The organism is Pseudomonas sp. 67(2021) (genome assembly GCF_017491835.1).
GTDB classification, from domain to species: domain Bacteria; phylum Pseudomonadota; class Gammaproteobacteria; order Pseudomonadales; family Pseudomonadaceae; genus Aquipseudomonas; species Aquipseudomonas atacamensis.
Genome location: NZ_JAFGYL010000014.1, coordinates 16,103 through 37,615, shown reverse-complemented (window position 1 = coordinate 37,615; position 21,513 = coordinate 16,103). Strand labels below are relative to the sequence as shown.

General features: G+C 62.1%; 9 protein-coding genes. 5 read left to right on the top strand and 4 right to left on the bottom strand.

Going from position 1 to position 21,513, the window contains the following annotated elements:
- Positions 1 to 137: 137 nt before the first annotated feature.
- Positions 138 to 13,136, top strand: a complete 12,999-nt coding sequence (locus J5M66_RS17550; RefSeq protein WP_207807722.1) for a non-ribosomal peptide synthetase — start codon at positions 138 to 140, stop codon at positions 13,134 to 13,136.
- Between the two features lie 228 nt (positions 13,137 to 13,364).
- Positions 13,365 to 14,177 carry an alpha/beta fold hydrolase gene (locus tag J5M66_RS17545; protein WP_123443504.1) on the top strand — a complete coding sequence of 271 codons (813 nt, stop codon included), beginning with the start codon at positions 13,365 to 13,367 and terminating at the stop codon, positions 14,175 to 14,177.
- A gap of 126 nt (positions 14,178 to 14,303) precedes the next feature.
- On the opposite strand, the gene dsbG is transcribed toward J5M66_RS17545, so the two are convergent.
- The 4 genes from dsbG to J5M66_RS17525 all read right to left on the bottom strand — a co-directional run bounded on the left by dsbG (position 14,304) and on the right by J5M66_RS17525 (position 18,454).
- On the bottom strand, positions 14,304 to 15,074 hold the full coding sequence (gene dsbG, locus J5M66_RS17540; RefSeq protein WP_110601469.1) for a thiol:disulfide interchange protein DsbG: 771 nt from the start codon (positions 15,072 to 15,074) through the stop codon (positions 14,304 to 14,306).
- Positions 15,050 to 15,931 (bottom strand): TlpA disulfide reductase family protein, encoded by an 882-nt coding sequence (locus J5M66_RS17535; protein WP_207807721.1) that lies wholly within the window; start codon positions 15,929 to 15,931, stop codon positions 15,050 to 15,052. The genes dsbG and J5M66_RS17535 overlap by 25 nt, the downstream gene beginning before the upstream one ends.
- On the bottom strand, positions 15,931 to 17,664 hold the full coding sequence (dsbD, locus tag J5M66_RS17530; protein WP_207807720.1) for a protein-disulfide reductase DsbD: 1,734 nt from the start codon (positions 17,662 to 17,664) through the stop codon (positions 15,931 to 15,933). Before dsbD ends, J5M66_RS17535 begins: the two co-directional genes overlap by 1 nt.
- A gap of 97 nt (positions 17,665 to 17,761) precedes the next feature.
- Positions 17,762 to 18,454, bottom strand: a complete 693-nt coding sequence (locus tag J5M66_RS17525) for a hypothetical protein (RefSeq protein WP_110601462.1) — start codon at positions 18,452 to 18,454, stop codon at positions 17,762 to 17,764.
- 253 nt (positions 18,455 to 18,707) lie between these two features.
- Here J5M66_RS17525 and J5M66_RS17520 point away from each other — a divergent pair, with 253 nt between their 5' ends.
- From J5M66_RS17520 to J5M66_RS17510, 3 genes are all read left to right on the top strand, one after another.
- Positions 18,708 to 19,388, top strand: a complete 681-nt coding sequence (locus tag J5M66_RS17520; RefSeq protein ID WP_016770812.1) for a response regulator — start codon at positions 18,708 to 18,710, stop codon at positions 19,386 to 19,388.
- On the top strand, positions 19,388 to 20,710 hold the full coding sequence (locus J5M66_RS17515) for an ATP-binding protein (protein WP_038860405.1): 1,323 nt from the start codon (positions 19,388 to 19,390) through the stop codon (positions 20,708 to 20,710). The genes J5M66_RS17520 and J5M66_RS17515 overlap by 1 nt, the downstream gene beginning before the upstream one ends.
- A 217-nt stretch (positions 20,711 to 20,927) precedes the next feature.
- Complete coding sequence (locus J5M66_RS17510; protein WP_016770810.1) at positions 20,928 to 21,449, top strand: GNAT family N-acetyltransferase; 522 nt, start codon at positions 20,928 to 20,930, stop codon at positions 21,447 to 21,449.
- The last annotated feature ends 64 nt before the right edge of the window (positions 21,450 to 21,513 follow it).

Below are 21,513 nucleotides of genomic sequence, written 5' to 3'. Positions count from 1 at the left end.
GCCCGGGTGCAGATCCCCGGCCTCAGCGCATTCCGATGCCCAGCGTGGTCGGCACAGACCGCGCCCCGCACGCCTCTCGACAGGTGTGACGCAGCCACCCGATTCCACTTGCAAGCCGAATTCAGGCAGGAAACCTCATGACCGACGCGTTCGAACTCCCCAGCACCCTGGTCCATGCCCTCAAGCGTCGCGCGGCCCTGACGCCGGACCGACTGGCCTTGCGTTTTCTCGCCGAAAACCCGGAGCAGACCGTGGTGCTCAGCTATCGCGAACTGGATCAACGCGCGCGCACCATCGCCGCTGCGTTGCAGGCTCAGGCTGGATTCGGTGAGCGTGCGGTGCTGCTGTTTCCCAGCGGCGCGGATTACGTCGCGGCGTTTTTCGGTTGCCTATATGCCGGTGTGATTGCGGTGCCGGCCTATCCGCCGGAATCCGCGCGTCGTCATCATCAGGAGCGATTGCTGTCGATCATCGCCGACGCCGAGCCCAAGCTGCTGTTGACCAGCGCCGATCTGCGCGATGCCTTGCAACAAATCGACGGCGCGCCGCCGCTGCTGTGTGTCGATACCCTCGACAGCGCACTGGCCGAACGCTGGGTTGAGCCGAGCCTGCCGCCCGAACACATCGCCTTTCTGCAATACACCTCTGGCTCCACCGCGCTGCCCAAGGGCGTGCAGGTCAGCCATGGCAATCTGGTCGCCAACGAACTGCTGATCCGTCACGGTTTCGGCATCGACGTCAACCCGGACGACGTCATCGTCAGCTGGTTGCCGCTGTATCACGACATGGGTTTGATCGGTGGTCTGCTGCAACCGATTTTCAGCGGCGTGCCGTGCATTCTGATGTCGCCGGCCTACTTCCTCGGCCGGCCGTTGCGCTGGCTGGAAGCGATTGCCGAATACGGCGGCACCATCAGCGGCGGCCCGGATTTCGCCTACCGTTTGTGCAGTGAGCGGGTCAGCGAGTCGGCCCTTGAGCGTCTCGATCTGAGCCGCTGGCGCGTGGCCTATTCCGGTTCCGAGCCGATCCGTCTCGATACCCTCGAGCGCTTCGCCGAAAAATTCGCCGCCTGCGGTTTCAGCGACAACAGCTTCATGGCTTCGTACGGTCTGGCCGAGGCCACCCTGTTTGTCGCCGGAACACCGCGCGGCACCGGCATCCCGGCGCTGCGTGTGGACGATCAGGCGCTCGCGCAAAACCGCGCCGAGCCGGGCGACGGCAGCGCGGTCATGAGTTGCGGCATCAGCCAGCCTGAGCACGCGGTGCTGATCGTCGAACCGAATACCCTCGAAGAACTCGCCGATAACGCCGTCGGCGAAGTCTGGACCGCCGGCCCGAGCATCGCCCACGGTTACTGGCGCAACCCCGAAGCCAGCGCCAAGACTTTTGTTCAGCACGCCGGCCGCACCTGGTTGCGCACCGGCGACCTGGGTTTTATCCGTGCGGGCGAGTTGTTCGTCACCGGGCGCCTGAAAGACATGCTCATCGTCCGCGGACACAACCTCTATCCGCAGGACATCGAGCAGACCGTCGAGCGCGAAGTCGAAGTGGTGCGCAAGGGCCGCGTGGCGGCGTTCGCGGTCACTCACAACGGCGAAGAGGGCATCGGCGTCGCTGCGGAAATCAGCCGCAGCGTGCAGAAAATCCTTGCGCCAGATGCGCTGATCAAAGTCATTCGCCAAGCCGTGGCCGAGGCGTATCAGGAGGCGCCAAGCGTGGTGGTGCTGCTCAATCCGGGCGCGTTGCCGAAAACCTCCAGCGGCAAACTGCAGCGCTCGGCGTGCCGCAATCGTCTGGCTGATGGCAGCCTCGACAGTTACGCGCTGTTCCCTTCGATCACAGCCGCAACGGAAACCGCGACCAGCAGCACTTCGGACCTTGAAGCGTTGATCGGGCAAATCTGGGCCGAGCAACTCAACGTCAAGCAGGTCAGTGGCGACGACCATTTCTTTCTGCTCGGCGGCAACTCGATCGCTGCCACGCAAGTAGTGGCGCGGGTTCGCGAAGCACTCGGTGTCGAGCTGAGCCTGCGCCTGCTGTTCGAAGCGCCAACCCTGTCTGCCTTCGCCGCCGCTGTGGCGCAGCTAAAACAGGACGGCGGCAGCGCTCAAGGTCCGATCAGCACCTTGTCGCGCAGCGAGCCGATGCCGCAGTCGCTGGCACAAAACCGTCTGTGGATCACTTGGCAACTCGATCCACAGAGCAGCGCCTACAACATTCCTGGCGGCCTGCGCCTGCGTGGCGAGCTGGACGAAGACGCCGTGCGCAGCAGCTTCCAGCAACTGATCGAACGCCACGAATCCTTGCGCACACGTTTCTTCGAGCGCGACGGCGTGGCATTGCAGCAAGTGCTCGCCGCTGCCGAATTCAACCTGCAACTGATCGACATCAGCGACCTGCCAATGGCCGAGCGTGAAGCCCGTGCCGAGCAGATTCGCGAAGACGAGGCGCGCACTCGGTTCGATCTGGAAAAAGGCCCGTTGCTGGCGGTGACACTGGTGCGTCTCGATGACGAAGAACATCAACTGCTGGTGACCCTGCACCACATCATCGCTGACGGCTGGTCGCTGAATATCCTGCTCGACGAATTCTCGCGTCTCTATGCCGCCGCTACCCAAGGTGCGCCGGCGACACTGGCAGCACTGCCCACGCAATACGCCGATTACGGCAATTGGCAGCGGCAATGGCTGGCGCAAGGCGAGGGCGAGCGGCAACTGGCGTACTGGAAAGCGCAACTGGGCGAAGAACATCCGCCATTGGAACTGGCCACCGATCACCCGCGCTCGGCCAGACACAACCACAGCGCCGCACGCCACAGCGTGCGCTTGAGTACCGAACTCAGCGAGGCGATCCGCCAGACCGCGCAGGCTCACGAAGCCACGCCGTTCATGCTTCTGCTCGCTGCCTTGCAAAGTTTGCTGCACCGCTACAGCGGTCAGCGCGACATTCGCATCGGCGTGCCCAACGCCAACCGTCCGCGCCTGGACACCCAAAGCCTGATCGGCTTCTTCATCAATACCCAGGTGTTGCGTGCGCAAATCGATTCGCGCCTGACATTTGCCGAGCTGCTGAACCAGACCCGCCAGGCCGCACTCGGCGCCCAGGCCCATCAGGATCTGCCCTTCGAACAACTGCTCGAAGCTTTCCCGCAGGCCCGCGAACAGGGACTGTTCCAAGTCATGTTCAACCATCAGCAGCGCGACCCCAGTGCACTCAAGCGCCTGCCGGGTCTGCTCGCCGAAGAACTGCCGTGGCACAGCCGCGAGGCCAAGTTCGATCTGCAATTGCACAGCGAAGAGGATCGCAACGGCCGTCTGAGCTTGGCGTTCGACTACGCCAGCGAACTGTTCGATGCCACGACCATCGAGCGTCTGGCCGAGCATTTCCATAATCTGCTCAGCGAGGTCTGCGAGCGGCCTCAGCAGGCCATCGGCGATCTGCGCTTGCTGACCGCCAGCGAGCAGAATCAGCAGAAGGACTGGAGCGTCGCTCCGTGCACCCCGGCGCAACACTGGCTGCCGGAACTGCTCGAGCAACAATTGCGCAACACCCCGCAACGCACCGCGCTGGTGTGGGACGGCGGTAGTCTGGATTTTGCCGAGCTGCACGCGCAAGCCAACCGGCTCGCCCATTACCTGCGCGACAAAGGCGTTGGCCCGGACGTGTGCGTGGCCATTGCTGCCGAGCGTTCGCCGCAACTGCTGATCGGTCTGCTGGCGATCATCAAGGCCGGCGGCGCTTATGTGCCGCTTGATCCGGATTATCCGGCCGAACGCCTCGCGTACATGCTCCGCGACAGCGGCGTCGAACTGCTCCTGACCCAGACGCAATTGCTCGAGCGTCTGCCGGCCAGCGATGGCGTCAGCATGATCGCCATGGATGCGCTGCACCTGGATAAATGGCCGAGCCAGGCACCGGGCCTGCGACTGCACGGCGACAACCTGGCCTACGTGATTTACACCTCGGGTTCCACCGGGCAACCGAAAGGCGTCGGCAACACCCACGCCGCGCTGGCCGAGCGCCTGCAATGGATGCAGGACACTTACCGTCTCGACCAAGCCGACGTGCTGATGCAAAAAGCGCCGATCAGTTTCGACGTCTCGGTGTGGGAATGCTTCTGGCCGCTGATCAGCGGCGCGCGTCTGCTGCTTGCCGCCCCCGGCGAGCACCGCGACCCGCATCGCATCGCGCAACGGGTCCAGCAATACGGCGTGACCACGCTGCACTTCGTCCCGCCGCTGCTGGCGCTGTTCGTCGACGAGCCGCTGAGTGCCGAGTGCACGAGCCTGCGCCGGGTGTTTTCCGGCGGTGAAGCCTTGCCCGCCGAGTTGCGCAACCGTGTGCTGACGCAACTGCCGGCGGTGCAATTGCACAACCGTTACGGCCCGACTGAAACCGCGATCAATGTCACCCATTGGCACTGCACAACTGCCGATGGTGAGCGCTCGCCGATTGGCCGGCCGCTGGGCAATGTGGTCTGCCGCATTCTCGATGCCGATCTCAATCCAGTACCGGCGGGCGTGCCGGGCGAGCTGTGCATCAGCGGCATCGGTCTGGCGCGTGGTTATCTCGGCCGGCCCGCGTTGACCGCTGAACGCTTCGTCGTCGATCCACTGGGCGAGCAGGGTGCCCGTTTGTACCGCACCGGCGACCGTGCGCGCTGGTCCTCGGATGGCGTGATCGAATACCTCGGTCGCCTCGATCAGCAGGTCAAGCTGCGCGGCTTTCGCGTTGAGCCGGAAGAAATCCAGGCGCGACTGCTGGCGCAAAATGGCGTCGCCCAGGCCGTGGTGCTGGTGCGCGAAACCGCTGCCGGTGGACAACTGATCGGCTACTTCACGGCGAGCGATCCGCAGGAAAATGCCGAGCAACAAATCGCTCGACTGAACAACGCCTTGGTCGCTGAGCTGCCGGAATACATGGTCCCGGCGCAACTTTTGCGCCTTGATGCGATGCCGTTGAGTCCCAGCGGCAAACTCGACCGCCGCGCCTTGCCCGAGCCGCAATGGCAGGTGCGTGAACATATCGAGCCGGTCAGCGAACTGGAGCAACAGATCGCCGCGATCTGGCGCGAAGTGCTGGGTCTGAAGCAGGTTGGCCTGCGTGATGATTTCTTCGCCCTCGGCGGTCACTCGCTGCTGGCCACGCAAATCATTTCGCGCACACGTCAGGCCTGTGACGTCGAACTGCCGCTGCGCACCTTGTTCGAGCACAGCGAACTGGGCGATTACGCCGAACAGATTCGCCTGATCCAGGTCAGCGGCCACACCAATCAACAGTTGCCGATTGCAAAAATCGACCGCAGCCAGGCGGTGCCGCTGTCCTATTCGCAGCAGCGCATGTGGTTCCTCTGGCAGATGGAACCGGACAGCCCGGCTTACAACGTCGGCGGCATGGCGCGCTTGCGCGGCGTGCTGCATGTCGAGCATTTCGAGGCGGCATTGCAGGCGCTGATCCTGCGCCATGAAACCCTGCGCACTACGTTCCCCAGCGTTGACGGGGTCGCCCGCCAACAGGTGCATGCCGAGACCGGCGTGCGCATGGGCTGGAAAGATTTCTCCAGCCTGCCGGCAGAAGTCCGGGAGCTACACGTCCAGCAACTGGCTGATGCAGAAGCGCACCAGCCGTTCAATCTGGAAACCGGCCCGTTGCTGCGTGCCTGCCTGGTCAAGACTGCCGAGCACGAGCATTACTTCGTCCTGACCTTGCACCACATCGTCACCGAAGGCTGGGCGATGGACATCTTCGCCCGTGAACTCAGTGCGTTGTATGAAGCGTTCGTCGATGAACGCGAATCACCGCTCGCGCCGCTGCCGGTGCAATACCTCGACTACAGCGTCTGGCAGCGCCAGTGGCTGGAGTCCGGCGAGCGCCAGCGCCAGCTCGACTACTGGACCGCGCAACTCGGTCGCGAACACCCGCTGCTGGAACTGCCCGGCGACCGTCCGCGTCCACCGGTGCAGAGCCATCAGGGCGAGCTGTTCCGTTTCGATCTGAGCGACGATCTCGCTGCGCGGGTGCGGGCGTTCAATGCGCAAAACGGTCTGACCCTGTTCATGACCATGACCGCCGCACTCGCCACGCTGCTCTACCGCTACAGCGGCCAGACCGACCTGCGCATCGGCGCGCCGGTGGCCAACCGCATCCGCCCGGAAAGCGAAGGGCTGATCGGGGCTTTTCTCAACACCCAGGTGCTGCGTTGCCGGCTCGACGGGCAGATGTCGGTCGGCGAACTGTTCGAGCAGGTGCGCCACACCGTGATCGAAGGCCAGTCCCATCAGGATCTGCCGTTCGATCATTTGGTCGAAGCCTTGCAGCCGCCACGCAGTGCGGCCTACAACCCGCTGTTCCAGGTGATGTGCAACGTGCAGCGCTGGGAATTCCAGCAGAGCCGCACGCTCGCTGGGATGACCGTCGAGTATCTGGCCAACGATGCTCGGGCGACCAAGTTCGACCTCAATCTGGAAGTCACCGATCTCGACCATCGCCTCGGCTGCTGCCTGACTTACAGCACCGACCTGTTCGACGAACCGACCATCGAACGCATGGCCAGGCATTGGCGCAACCTGCTTGAAGCGTTGATTGCTGATCCGCAGCAACGCCTCAGCGAACTGCCGTTGCTCGACAACACCGAGCAACAGCATCTGCTCGACAGCCTTGGCGTCGAGCCGGGCGAACATCGTCTCGACCAGTGCATCCATCATCTGTTTGCCGAACAGGCACTGGCGCGCAAAGACGCGCCGGCGCTGACCTTCGCCGGGCAGACCCTGAGCTACGCCGAACTCGATGCCCGGGCCAATCGTCTGGCCTGGGCGCTGCGTGAACGCGGGGTCGGCCCGCAAGTGCGGGTGGGGTTGGCGCTGGAGCGTTCGCTGGAAATGGTCATCGGCCTGCTGGCGATTCTCAAGGCGGGCGGCGCCTATGTGCCGCTGGATCCGGAGTACCCGCTCGACCGTCTGCATTACATGATCGAAGACAGCCGCATCGGTCTGCTGCTCAGCGATCGGGCGATGTTTCAGGCCCTGGGTGACTTGCCGTCAGACGTGGCGCGCTGGTGTCTGGAAGATGACAGCCCGGGATTGGCCGACTACCCGGCCAGCGAGCTGCCGTTTATCAGCCTGCCGCAACATCAGGCCTACTTGATTTACACCTCGGGCTCGACCGGCAAACCGAAAGGCGTGGTGGTCTCCCACGGCGAAATTGCCATGCACTGTCAGGCCGTGATCGAACGCTTCGGCATGCGCCCGGACGATTGTGAACTGCATTTCTATTCGATCAACTTCGACGCCGCCACCGAACGTCTGCTGGTGCCGCTGCTCAGCGGTGCGCAGGTGGTGCTGCGGGCGCAAGGGCAGTGGGACGCGGAAGAAATTTGCGGCTTGATTCGCACGCATCGGATCAACGTCCTCGGTTTCACGCCGAGCTACGGCAGCCAGTTGGCGCAGTTCCTTGCCACGCAGAATGACGTCCTGCCGGTGCGCATGATCATCACCGGCGGTGAAGCGCTGACCGGCGAGCATCTGCAGCGCATTCGCGCGGCATTCCAACCGGCGCAGTTTTTCAATGCTTACGGCCCGACTGAAACCGTGGTCATGCCGCTGGCCAGTCTGGCGCCGCAGGTACTGGAAGAGGGCGCTGGCAGTGTGCCGATCGGTAGCGTGATCGGGTCGCGGGTCGCGTACATTCTCGACGCCGATCTGGCCTTGGTGCCGCAAGGTGCGACCGGTGAATTGTTTGTCGGTGGCGCCGGTCTGGCCCAGGCCTATCACGACCGTCCGGGCATCAGCGCCGAGCGTTTTGTCGCTGACCCGTTTGCCGCTGATGGCGGACGCATGTACCGCACCGGCGACCTGGTGCGCCAGCGTGCCGATGGTCTGGTCGAGTATCTGGGGCGGATCGACCATCAAGTGAAAATCCGGGGCTTCCGCATCGAGCTGGGCGAAATCGAAACGCGCCTGCTCGATCACCCTTCGATCCGCGAAGCGGTGGTGCTGGCGCTGGATGCGCCGAGTGGCAAGCAGTTGGTGGGTTACCTCGTTACCGATGTCGCCGGACACGGCGAAGCGCAACAGGCGGAACTGCGCGAAGCGCTCAAGTCGCACCTCAAGGCGCAACTGCCGGACTACATGGTGCCGACCCAGCTGATGCTGCTGGCAAGCATGCCGCTGACCGCCAACGGCAAACTCGACCGCCGCGCCTTGCCGGCGCCGGATCCGCAGCTCAATCGTCAGGACTATGTCGCGCCAAGCAACGAGCTTGAGCAGACCCTGGCGCAGATCTGGTGCGACGTGCTCAACGTCAGGCAGGTCGGCCTCAACGACAACTTCTTCGAACTCGGCGGCGACTCGATTCTGTCGATTCAAGTGGTCAGCCGCGCGCGTCAGCAGGGCATTCATTTCAGTCCGCGCGACCTGTTCCAGCACCAGACCGTGCAGACGCTCGCCGCAGTCGCCAGCCGCACCCAGCAAGTGACGGCCGAGCAGGGTCTGGTGGACGGCGACTCGCGCCTGACACCGATTCAGCACTGGTTCTTCGATACGGACATTCCCCAGCGTCAGCACTGGAATCAGGCGCTGTTGCTGGAGCCGACTGTGCGCTTCGAACCGCAACGATTGCAGCAAGCCTTGCTGGCGGTGATCGAGCAGCACGATGCGCTGCGTCTGCGTTTCACTGAAACCGATGATGCATGGCAAGCGACGCATCAAGTGCTGTCGAGTGATGATCTGCTCTGGCAATTCAACGTCGATTCGCTGGACCGGTGCGAAGCCCTGTTCGCCGACGCGCAACGCAGCCTGAATCTGCAAAACGGCCCGTTTCTGCGCGCAGTGCTGGTCGATGTAGCGAATGATCAGCAACGCCTGTTCATCGCCATCCACCACTTGGTCGTCGACGGCGTTTCCTGGCGCGTGTTGCTGGATGATCTGCAAACCGCCTATCGCCAACTCGACGCTGCGCAGCCGCTGAAACTGCCGGCGAAAACCAGCGCCTTCAAGGACTGGGCCGCGCGTTTGCAGGCTTATGCCGGCAGCGAATCCCTGCGTGAAGAACTCGGTTGGTGGCAAACGCAATTGGCCGGGCCAAGCGCTGATCTGCCTTGCGAAAACCCGCAGGGCGGTAGGCAGAATCGTCATGCGCAAACCGTCAGCGTGCGCCTCGATGCCGAGCGCACCCGGCAGTTGCTGCAACAGGCACCGAGCGCTTATCGCACTCAGGTCAACGACCTGCTGCTGACCGCGCTGGCCCGTGTGCTGTGCCGCTGGAGCGGCCAGCCCTCGGCACTGATTCAACTGGAAGGACACGGTCGCGAAACCCTGTTCGACGAGATCGACCTGACCCGCACCGTCGGTTGGTTCACCAGCGCTTATCCGCTGCGCCTGACTCCGCACAATGTCGAACAGGCCGCCGGGCAGGGCGCTTCGATCAAGGCGATCAAAGAACAATTGCGCGCCGTTCCGCATAAAGGTCTCGGTTATGGCGTGTTGCGTTATCTGGCCGATGACGGCTGCCGCCAGAACATGGCCGCGCTGCCGCAGGCGCAGGTCACCTTCAACTACCTCGGCCAGTTCGACCAGAGCTTCGGCAGCGATGCGCTGTTCCGTCCTCTCGATGAGCCAATCGGTGCAGCCCACGATCCGCAGGCGCCGTTGCCCAACGAGCTGAGCGTCGACAGTCAGGTTTACGGTGGAGAACTGCTGCTGCGCTGGACTTTCAGTGCCGAGCGTTACGAGGCGCAAACCATTAACGATCTGGCCGCCGCCTACCTCGGTGAGTTGCAAAGCCTGATCGCCCATTGTCTGCAAGACGAAGCCGGCGGCCTGACGCCATCGGACTTCCCGCTGGCCAGACTGACTCAGGCGCAACTCGATGCGCTGCCGGTGCCGGCCGCGCATATCGAAGATGTCTACCCGCTGACGCCGATGCAGGAAGGCATGTTGCTGCACACCTTGCTCGAGCCGGGCACCGGTCTGTACTACATGCAGGATCGATATCGCATCAACAGCGAGCTCGATCCCGAGCGTTTCGCCCAGGCCTGGCAAGCGGTGGTCGCTCGTCATGAAGCATTGCGCGCTTCGTTCTGCTGGAACGTTGGCGAAGACATGCTGCAAGTGATTCACACGCCGGGGCGCACGCCGATCGAGTATCTGGACTGGAGCGCCGTCGCCGAAACCGAGCAGGAACCACAGCTGCAAGCGCTGCTGAAAAGCGAGCGCGAAGCCGGGTTCGATCTGCTCAATCAGGCGCCATTCCACCTGCGCCTGATCAAGGTCAGCGCGGCGCGTTACTGGTTCATGATGAGCAACCACCACATCCTCATCGATGCCTGGTGCCGTTCGCTGCTGATGAACGATTTCTTCGAAATCTACACCGCCCTCGGTGAAGGACGCGAAGCGCAGTTGAGCGTGCCGCCGCGTTATCGCGATTACATCGGCTGGCTGCAACGCCAAAGCCTGGCCGAGGCGCGGCAGTGGTGGCGGCAGAATCTGCAAGGCTTCGAGCGCACCACGCCGATCCCGAGCGACCGCCCGTTCCTGCGCGAACACGCTGGTGAAAGCGGCGGCATGATCGTCGGCGACCGCTACACCCGCCTCAATGTCGAGGACGGCGCACGGCTGCGGGAACTGGCGCAGGCACATCAACTGACCGTCAACACCTTCGCCCAAGCTGCGTGGGCTCTGGTTTTGCGGCGCCTGAGCGGTGATCGCGACGTGCTCTTCGGCGTGACTGTGGCCGGGCGGCCGGTGGAGATGCCGGAAATGCAACGCACCGTCGGCCTGTTCATCAACAGCATCGCCCTGCGGGTGAAGATGCCTGCGGACGATCAGCGCAGCAGCGTGCGTCAATGGCTCAGTGCTTTGCTCGACAGCAACATGCAACTGCGCGAGTACGAATACCTGCCACTGGTAAACATCCAGGAGCAGAGCGAATTGCCCAAAGGCCAGCCGCTGTTCGACAGCCTGTTCGTCTTCGAAAACGCCCCGGTGGAAGTCTCGGTGCTTGATCGTGCACAGAGCCTGAATGCGACCTCGGATTCCGGACGCACCCACACCAACTTCCCGCTGACGGCGGTGTGTTACCCGGGCGACGACCTTGGCCTGCATTTGTCGTATGACCAGCGTTACTTCGACGAATCGACGGTCGAGCGCATGCTCAGCGAGTTCAAGCGCCTGCTGCTGGCGCTGGTCGACGGCTTCCATGGCGACATGGCCGATTTGCCGCTGCTGGGCGACGAAGAACGCGACTTCCTGTTGCACGGTTGCAACCAGAGCGGCCATGACTATCCGCTGGAGCAAAGCTACGTGGCGCTGTTCGAAGCGCAGGTCGCGGCGCATCCGCAGCGCATCGCCGCCAGTTGCCTCGATCAGCAATTGAGCTATGCCGAACTGAATCACAACGCCAACCGCCTCGGCCATGCCCTGGTCGCTGCCGGGGTGCGCATGGATCAACCGGTGGCGCTGCTGGCCGAGCGTAATCTCGACCTGCTCGGCATGATCATCGGCAGCTTCAAGGCCGGTGCAGGTTACCTGCCGCTGGACCCGGGTCTGCCGAGCCAGCGCCTGAGCCGCATCATCGAGCTGAGCCGCACGCCGTTGCTGGTGTGCAGCGCAGCCTGCCTTGAGCAGGCGCAGACCTTGCTCGAAGAGTTTGGCTGTTCGAATCGTCCGCGCCTGCTGGTATGGGAAGAGGTGCAGGCATCGGTGGCAGCGACGCACAATCTCGGCATTCACAGTGGCCCGGATAATCTCGCCTATGTGATCTACACCTCGGGTTCGACCGGGCTGCCAAAAGGCGTAATGGTCGAGCAGCGCGGCATGCTCAACAACCAGTTGAGCAAACGTCCGTACCTCGACTTGAGCGAGGCCGATGTGATTGCGCAGACCGCCTCGCAAAGCTTCGACATTTCCGTCTGGCAGTTCCTTGCCGCGCCGTTGTTCGGCGCGCGGGTCGACATTGTGCCGAATACGATTGCCCACGATCCGCAAGGTTTGCTGGCGCATGTACAGGCGCAGGGCATCACCGTGCTGGAAAGTGTGCCGTCGCTGATTCAGGGCATGCTCGGCTCCGAGCGCCTGAGCCTTGATGGTTTGCGCTGGATGTTGCCGACCGGTGAAGCGATGCCGCCGGAACTGGCCCATCAATGGCTGCTGCGTTACCCGGACATTGGTCTGGTCAATGCTTACGGCCCGGCGGAATGCTCGGATGACGTGGCGTTCTTCCGTGTCGACATGGCTTCAACGCGCGGCAGTTACTTGCCGATCGGTACGCCGACCGATAACAACTTGCTGTACCTGGTCGATGGCGCGCTGGATCTGGTGCCGTTGGGCGCGGTGGGTGAGTTATGTGTTGCCGGGACCGGCGTCGGTCGCGGCTACGTCAGCGATCCGCTGCGCACCGCGCCGGTGTTTGTGCCGAATCCTTTCGGCGCGCCGGGCGAACGCCTGTACCGCACCGGTGACCTGGCACGGCGCCGCACCGACGGCGTGCTGGAATACGTCGGCCGCGTCGATCATCAAGTGAAGATTCGCGGTTACCGCATCGAGCTCGGTGAAATCGAAGCGCGTCTGCATGAACAACCGGAAGTGCGCGACGCGGCGGTGGGTGTCCAGGAAGGCGTCAACGGCAAGCATCTGGTGGGCTACCTGGTCGCGGCCGATGCAGCGCTCAATCCGGGCGAACGCCTGGAGCGGATCAAGCAGCGCCTGCGCGCCGAACTGCCGGAATACATGGTGCCGCTGCACTGGCTGTGGCTGGAGCAGATGCCACTCAACGCTAACGGCAAACTCGACCGCAAAGCCTTGCCAACGCTGGAGATCGGTCAGTTGCAAAGCGCGGATTATCTGGCCCCGCGCAACGAGCTGGAGCAGACCCTGGCTGATATCTGGGCTGAAGTGCTGAAAGTGGAAAAGGTCGGCGTGCGCGATAACTTCTTCGAATTGGGCGGGCATTCGCTGCTGGCTACGCAAATTGCATCGCGGTTACAAAAAGCCCTGCAACGCAACGTGCCGCTGCGCGCAATGTTCGAGTGCAGCACGGTGGAGGAACTGGCCGAATACATTGATGGACTGGCGGCCAGTGATATTACGGAGGAGAAGGTTGATCGGTTGAATGATCTGATGGCGGAGCTGGAGGGGTTGTAGTCCTTCAGCGCCTGGGCCGGCCTCTTCGCTGGCAAGCCAGCTCCCACAGTTTTTGCGGTGAGCACAAATCTTGTGAGCGACGTTGAACCTTGTGGGAGCTGGCTTGCCAGCGATGGCGTCGGTGAACTCAACACAAATCACCAGTACATGACTGTACATTTCCAACCTTGACGATCAACAACCGGCAGCTCAGTCTGCCGGTTCTGTTTTTTCTCGCGGAGGTGGTCGATGCCCTTTTTCACGGTTGACGGACAAGCACTGCACTACATTGATCAAGGCACCGGCCCGGCCGTGTTGCTGGCTGGCAGTTATCTCTGGGATCAAGCGATGTGGGCGCCGCAGATCGCCGCGCTGACCCCACACTATCGCGTCATTGCTTTGGATCTGTGGGGGCATGGCGAGTCCGGCAAGTTACCCGAAGGCACAACCTCGCTGGACGACATCGCCCGTCAGGCACAGGCCTTGCTCGATCATCTGGACATCGACCGCGTGACTCTGGTGGGGCTGTCGGTCGGCGGCATGTGGGGCGCGCGTTTGGCACTGTCCGCACCGCAACGTCTCAACGGTCTGGTGCTGATGGACACCTACGTCGGCGTCGAGCCGGAACCGACCCGGCAGTATTACTTCTCGTTGTTCAAGCAGATCGAAGACAGCGGCACCATCTCCGAACAATTGCTCGACATTGTCGTACCGATCTTCTTCCGCCCGGGCATCGACCCGCAGTCGGCGCTATATCAGGACTTCCGCGCGAAATTGAAGAGCTACTCGCCCGAGCGTCTGCGCGAAAGCATCGTGCCTATGGGCCGCATCACGTTTGGCCGCGACGACCTGTTGCCACGCCTGGACGAGCTGAACCCGGAGACGACACTGGTGCTGTGCGGCGATCAGGACAAACCGCGGCCACCCTCGGAAGCACGGGAAATGGCTGAATTGATTGGTTGCCCGTGCGTGCTGGTACCGGAGGCGGGGCATATCTCCAATCTGGAGAATCCCGAGTTTGTCACTGAGGCACTGCTGGCGTTTCTGGCCGAGCGCAACTGACACACCGAGTGAGCTTCATTCGCTAGCAGGCTCACTCCCACAGCTAATCGCATTCTGACTGAGGGAATGCAGTCAACTGTAGGAGCGAGCCTGCTCGCGAAAGGGCCGGTCCAAGCAATGAAAAAGCTACTTAGGCCCGAGAATCTTCACCAACTTGTCCGGCGAAGGCGCGCCTTGCTGTTGTTGCAGTTCGCCTTTGTCATCCATATAGAAAATCGCCGGGGTGGCCTGCAGTTCAAGGTCTTCCATCAACTGCATGTTCGCCGCGAGTTTGCTCTGCACGGCGACCGGAATGTCTTTCAAGGCCTTGAGCGCGCTGCCCTTACCGGCGCTCTCATGATCTTGCAGGGCCTTGGCCGGGTCTTTCGCCGCCAGCAGCGCGGCTGATTTGCCCGGGCTGTCTTCGCGGATGATGCCGACCATGATGTGGCGCAACTGCACTTTGCCGGCCTTGACCCATGGCCGTGCCTGTTCCCAGAACATGTTGCAGTACGGGCAGTTCGGATCGCTGAACAGGTACACCGTGCGCGGTGCATCCTTGTTGCCGTCCTGAATCCAGTTGCTCGCCTCGAACTTGGCCCAGACTTCCTTGGACATCGGTGCGTAGACCAGTTTCTGCAACGGCTCGCTGCTCAGGTCCTTGCCGTCGGCATCGTACAGATTACCCACCACGACGTGTTTGCCGTCTGGGGTCAGGTACAGCGCCATGCCGCGATTCTGATATTGCGCGGCGTACCCGCGCAGGCCATCGGGGGCGTCGAACTGGCCGACGATTTTCGCGCCCTTGGCTTCGATCTTTTTGATCGCCGCAGGCAGTTCTTCAGCAGCCTGTACCGACGGCAAGTGCAGCAGGGCAGTGCCCAGGGTCAGCGTCAGCAGGTGGCGGAGGCGGGGCATGGCAGTTTCCTTGCAGAGTTGGCCGGGGCAACGGCCTGATTCGGGCTTGAAGGCGAAGTGTCGAAGGTTTCCAGGGCGCGGGCGAGGCTGGCGTTCGACAGTTCACCGAGGTGACTGGTCAGCAAGCGACCGTCCGGGCTATAGAACAGCGTAGTCGGTAACGCCATGGAACCCACGGCCTGACCGAGACGGCCGCGGGGGTCGAACAGCACGTTGTTCAGGCTCAGGCCCTGGGTTTCCAGGAACGTCGCCACGCTTTGCATGCTTTCGGCCTGATTGACGAACAAGAACGTCAGATCCGGGCGCTGGTGTTGGGCGTTTTCCAGCACCGGCATTTCTCGCCGGCACGGCGGGCACCAGGTCGCCCACAGGTTGATCACCAGCGGCCCGCCCTGATACTCACTGAGCTTGATGGTTTCGCCAGCGGCGTTGCGCAGGGAAATATCCGGCAGGCGCGTACCCTGTTCGTAGATATTCAGCGACAGGGTGGCAAGCAGCCAGAACGCCACGCCACTGACCACGCCGAAGCCCAACGGTCGACGCAAAGCGGGCCGGCGCCAGCCGCGATACAACGCCGTCAGCAACAGCACGATGACCCCGGGCCAGGCGAGGAAACCGCCGTCGCGCAGATCGATGATCTGCCACGGGTCATTGCGATAGTGCGACCAGTACAGCGCGACAAACGCAACGCGCGCCGCGAGCATGCCCAGCAAAAACAGGCTGAACAGCGCCGACTCGGGGTTCTCGCCGCCGCGCTTGGCCACTCGCCAGCCGACAAATGTCGCCAGCGCCAGAGCACTGATCAGCAGCAGGTGGTTGAGCGCGATGGCGAAGGTGCCGAGGGTGAACGTCAGCATCAGTTGGCATCTCGGGTGGCGGACCAGCGTTGCAGGAAGGTGTCGGCATCGACCTCGCCGGTGATGCGCTGGCTGCGGCGTTCTTCGCCGTCAGCGCCGATCCAGATGAACGTCGGCGGCCCCGGCACTTTATAGCGACTGAGCAGCTCACGGCTGGCAGCGTTGTCGGCGGTCACATCCAGGCGCAGCAGGCGCACATCGCTCAGGGCCTGCATGACTTTGGCCTCACCGAACACCTTCTTCTCCATGACCTTGCACGACACGCACCAGTCGGCGTAGTAATCGAGCAGTACCCACTGGCCTTGAGCCTTGGCCGCGTCGAGTTCGCGTTGCAGTGCCGCCGGTTCCTTGATTGTGCTGAAGGCATCGTGACCCGTCGGCGCCGCGCTGGCGACAGGGCCGGCGCTGTAGACCTGCAATGGCTGATACGGATCATCACTGCCGCCCGCCGCACCGATCACCAACAAGCTGCCCCACAAACCGAGCAACAAGGACAGGGCGCCAAACATCTGCGCGACGCGGCCAAACCCTGCGGATTGTTTCCAGGCGCTGTAAGCGGCGATCAACAGCAGTGCACCACACAGCCCCAACCACAACGACGGGTCCAGTACCGGGCGCAGCATCAACAATGCAGTGGCAAGAAAGAGGAAGCCGAATATGCCCTTGAGCAGATTCATCCACGCCCCGGGTTTTGGCAGGAAGCGGTTGCCCACGGTGACCAGCAGCAACAGCGGCACACCGATGCCGATGCCCAGTGCAAACAGAATCAGACCGCCGTGCAACGCGTTACCGCTCTGTGCGATGTACAGCAGCGCGCCGGCCAGTGGCGCGGTCATGCACGGCCCGACCAAGAGACCGGACAATGCGCCCAGCACACCGGCCCCGATCAGGCTGCCGCCGCTGCGGCTGCGCGACGCATGTTCAAGACGATCACGCAGGGCCACCGGCAGTTGCAGCTCGAAGAAGCCGAACATCGGCAATGCCAGCACCACGAAAATGGCGGCAAATGCGCCGAGCAACCAAGGATTCTGCAACCACGCCTGCAGGTTCGCACCGAGCAGCGCAGCAATCACGCCCATCGCCGCATAAACCAGTGCCATGCAGATCACGTAGCTGCTGGCCAAGGCAAACCCGCGCCGTGGTGTGGCGCCACTGCCGACGATCATCCCGGCGAGAATCGGCAGCATCGGCAGCGAACACGGGGTAAACGCCAACAGCAGGCCAAGGCCGAAGAACACCAGCAGACTCCAGCCCAGCGCCCGTTGTTGCAGACTGCTGGCCAAAGCCTGATCCGGGGCTTCAGCGCCTGTTGTTGCTGCGGCTTTGCCACCCAGGTCAATCACCCGGGTTTGCGGTGGATAGCACAGACCGGCATCGGCGCAGCCCTGATAACTGACCTTGATCTGACCGCTGGCCGCTGCCGGGATTTTCACTTCCAGGCCTTGGCGGTACACCGGCTGCTCGCCGAAAAACTCATCGCTGTGGGATTCGCCTTCAGGCAACACCGGCTGCTGATCGGCGGCCAGCCCGTCGAATTTCAGGCGTTTCTGATACAGGTAGTAGCCGTCAGTGATCTGCCAGAACAGCTGGGTTTCGCCCGAGTCCAGAAGCTCGGAGGTGAGTACGAATGCCTTGTCGACGGGTAAAAAGTCCGGCTTGGACTCGAACGGATTGTTTCCGGCCTGAGCCAGACCGGAAACCAGTAGAACAAACAGAAGAAAAAAATGACGCATGGAGGAGCCTTGTCCCTGTGCAAGTGGGGTGCAGGATGGGCGGCGGCGATTAACCGATAATTAACCCTATCCTACTAGGCTCGCCGGGATTGACCAATCAGCCGCGCAGCAGGCCGGGCCAATTACCGTCATCAATGGTTCTGGGGCCGGCAACGAGTCGGTCGGACTGAATGTTGTAAGTGAGGTACTGATTGTTGGTCAGGAAGATATACCAGTAACTGTCTGCAAATGTCCGGTCATTCTGCGCCGCGGTGATTATCCGGTCCTTGTAAGGTTTCAGCGCGGCCAGCTGATATTCGCCGAAACGGTTGTACTTGACGGTCTTGGCCTTGTAGTCGAAAGACAAGTAGTGGCCGTCATCGAGGATGAATCGAAACAGGAAAGGGTGGCCGGTCAGTTGAAACCAGGTGCCGGCGATGATCTTGTCAAAATATGGAAGAATCGGCTTCCATACCGAGTCGGCTACCTTGTAGAAGGCGGCAACTTTATCGCTGTCCTGATCGTATTTGCAGACCATCGGAGTTGTTCCGTCATAAAAGAAAAGCCAGGCAATATCCTCGTCACTTCCGGCGTTCCAGCCGAAGGAAGTGGTAGTCAAGCCAAAGCGCAGATCTTTGGTATACGGGGCAAAGTTGTCCCAGTTGCCTGCCGTGGCGGCTGGATAATTGGACGGGACACTATTGTCGCCAAGATCAAAGCGCGAATAGGTATCGGTGTCCTTGAAGAAAAAATAAATACGATCAGGGCCGGAGCGCCAGTCTATGGCAACAAAGTTATTCAAGTTGGTCATGTTTAAAAGTCCATTTAAGTGTGGGGTTGAAGTTGCCAGTTGAAACTAGATGAAGTTGCGATGGCGATAAAGGCTGGAATTGTTTCTGAATGGATAGCGGGGTGATAAAGTTTGCATGGCAGGCTCGCGTGGGTTGCTGGGCTGCGACAACCTGATTGCATTCTCTTGCAGCTTTGCGAAGTCGACGTGTGCCGCCATAATTGCCCCTTAATCCTTGCCTGCTTCACTCGCCTTTTTTATTTCCGGAGCCCCTATGCACGTACTGGTTTGCGAAGACGATGAGCTGATCGCCAGCGGCATCGTCGCCGGGCTCAAGGCACAGGGCCTGACCGTCGAGCACGTCAATACCGCGTCCAAGGCGCGGGCGATGCTCAAGGTCGCCGAATTCGACGTGATGGTTCTCGATCTCGGGTTGCCCGACGAAGATGGCCTAAAGTTGCTCCAGCAATTGCGGCAGAGCGGCCTGGAAATCCCGGTTCTCATCCTCACTGCCCGTGACTCGGTGACCGATCGTGTCGACGGTCTGCAGGCCGGCGCTGACGACTACCTGCTCAAGCCTTTCGACCTGCGCGAACTGTTCGCTCGCTTGCAAACGCTGTTGCGCCGCGTGGCCGGGCGCAGTGTCAATCTGATCGAGCACGGCGCGCTGACCTACGACCCGAGCAGCCGCGAAACCCGCCTCGCCGGGCAACCGGTGGACCTGTCGCGCCGCGAGCAGTCGCTGTTGCAGGCATTGCTGCACAATCGCGGCCGGGTGCTGTCCACCGAGCAACTGAAGGACAGCGTCTACGGCTTCAACGACGAACTGGAAAGCAACGCACTGAACGTGCATATCCATCATCTGCGCAGCAAGCTTGGCAAAGGCATCGTCGAAACCGTGCGTGGTCTGGGCTATCGCCTCGGGCCTGCCGATGGCGGAGAGCAAGGCAAGTGATGAGTCTGCGCCTGCGCCTGAGTCTGACGCTCGGCGCTGCCTTCGCGTTGATCTGGGCGCTGGCGGCGGCGTGGATGCTCAGCGATCTGCGCAATCAGATGATGTTCTCCCTCGACCAGCGACTGGTCGCTTCGGCGCGCATGGTCGCCGGTTTGCTTGAGCAATTGCCGACGCTGCCGAGCAAGGGCGAGGGCACCCACTTCAGTGCTGAACAGCTGAACATTCCCGGCGGCATGGCCTGTCAGGTCAGCTCATTGCGCGGCGAGATTCTCGCGCGAAGCCACAACAACCCCGAGCAAGCGCTGGAAGCCGAGAAAATGGGCTTCCACGATCAAATGATCGACGGCGCACCGTGGCGCAGTTTCACCCTGGCCCGGGGCGATGTGCGCATCACTACGGCGGATCGGCAGATCGAACGCGAAGCCTTGAACATGTCGATTCTGCTCGCCGCTTCGGTGCCGGTCGGTGTGGCCTTGCTGGGTTGCCTGTGCCTGCTGTGGCTGGGCATCGGTCAGGGTCTTGCACCACTCAATCGTCTGCGCGAGGCGCTGATGCGGCGCAATGCCGATTCCCTTGAGCCATTGCAGTTGCAGGCGTTTCCCAGCGAATTGAAGCCGTTGCTGGAAACCCAGAATCAATTGTTCCAGCGCATCGGCAAGACCATCGAGCGTGAACGTCGCCTGACCGGTGACGCCGCGCATGAACTGCGCAGTCCGCTGACGGCGATCAAGACCCACCTGCAAGTCGCGCGCATGACCGATGGCAGTGCCCGCGATCAGTCGCTGGCCCGCGCCGAGGAGGGCGCCGATCGCTTGCACCGCACCCTTGAACAGTTGCTGTTGCTGGCGCGGGTCGAAGGCAGTCTGTCGTTTGATGACGGCTCGCAATGCAGCGCCGAGCAAGTGGCCCGACTGGCGATTCAGGACGCCACTGGCGGTGAACGGCTGCGGATCAAACTGCACGTGCCGGACGACCTGTCCGCCGCACCGCTGCAAATGCCTGCTGTGCTGGCGATTGCTGCACTGCGTAACCTGCTCGACAACGCCCTGCGCCATACGCCTGAAGATTGCGCGGTCGAGGTCCATCTGGAAAACATCGGCAATCGCGTGCGTTTTGTCGTGCGTGACCATGGCCCGGGCATTGCGCCGGATGATTTGCAGCATCTGACCCAACGCTTCTGGCGCAACGGGCAGAGCACCGGCTGCGGGCTGGGTCTGGCGATTGTCCAGGCGATTGTTCAGCGCTGTGACTGCGCCCTGCATTTCGACAGCCGCCCCGATGGCTTGCGGGTCGAACTGACCATGCCGTTGCAAACCCTCTGATCTCACCTCGGATCCCCTGTGGGAGCGAGCCTGCTCGCGAATGCGGTAAGTCATCCAATATCGACGTTGACTGGTCCGACGCTTTCGCGAGCAGGCTCGCTCCCACAAAAAGAACATGTTCTGGCACATCAAATGTAACTTCTCGGCGTTCGCTATCCGCCAGGGTTGGGGCTAAGGTCAACCCAGCTTTGACTCAATGGATTGAGGGAACTGCGCCATGGAAGCACCCGTCTGCGTACGTTCGGCCACCCTGGCCGACACCGGCATCATCAACCGTATTGTCGAGCGCTCGATCCGCATCGGATGTGCACTCGATCACCGCAACCATCCACTTCTCGTAAGCGACTGGCTCAACCGTTCTCACGCCGATTTCATCAGTAGCCGGCTCGCCGACCCACATTTCTATCTCTGCGTCGCTTTGCTTGATGACAAACCGGTCGGTGTCGGCATGGCCCGGGTCAGTGGCGAAATCCTGCTGTGTTACGTCCAGCCGGAATCCTTCCGCCGAGGCGTCGGCCGGGCGCTGATGCAGAATGTCGAAGGCTGGTTGCGGGTTCGCGGTGTGCGCAATGCTCACCTCAACAGCACCCGCACCGCCGAGGGGTTCTATCGGCACCTGGGTTACCAACAGGCAGCGCCACCCGGTCTTTCCAACGGCTTGCAAACCGTGCCGCTGCGCAAACCTTTGCCCTCACCGGCCGGACAACTCGATCAAGGGTGTAAATCCGCACCGCGCTGAAGCGTTTCCAGAACAGGAAAACCTGCAAGTGCGCCCCGCGACCGGAACGCGCACCTGTCGGTGT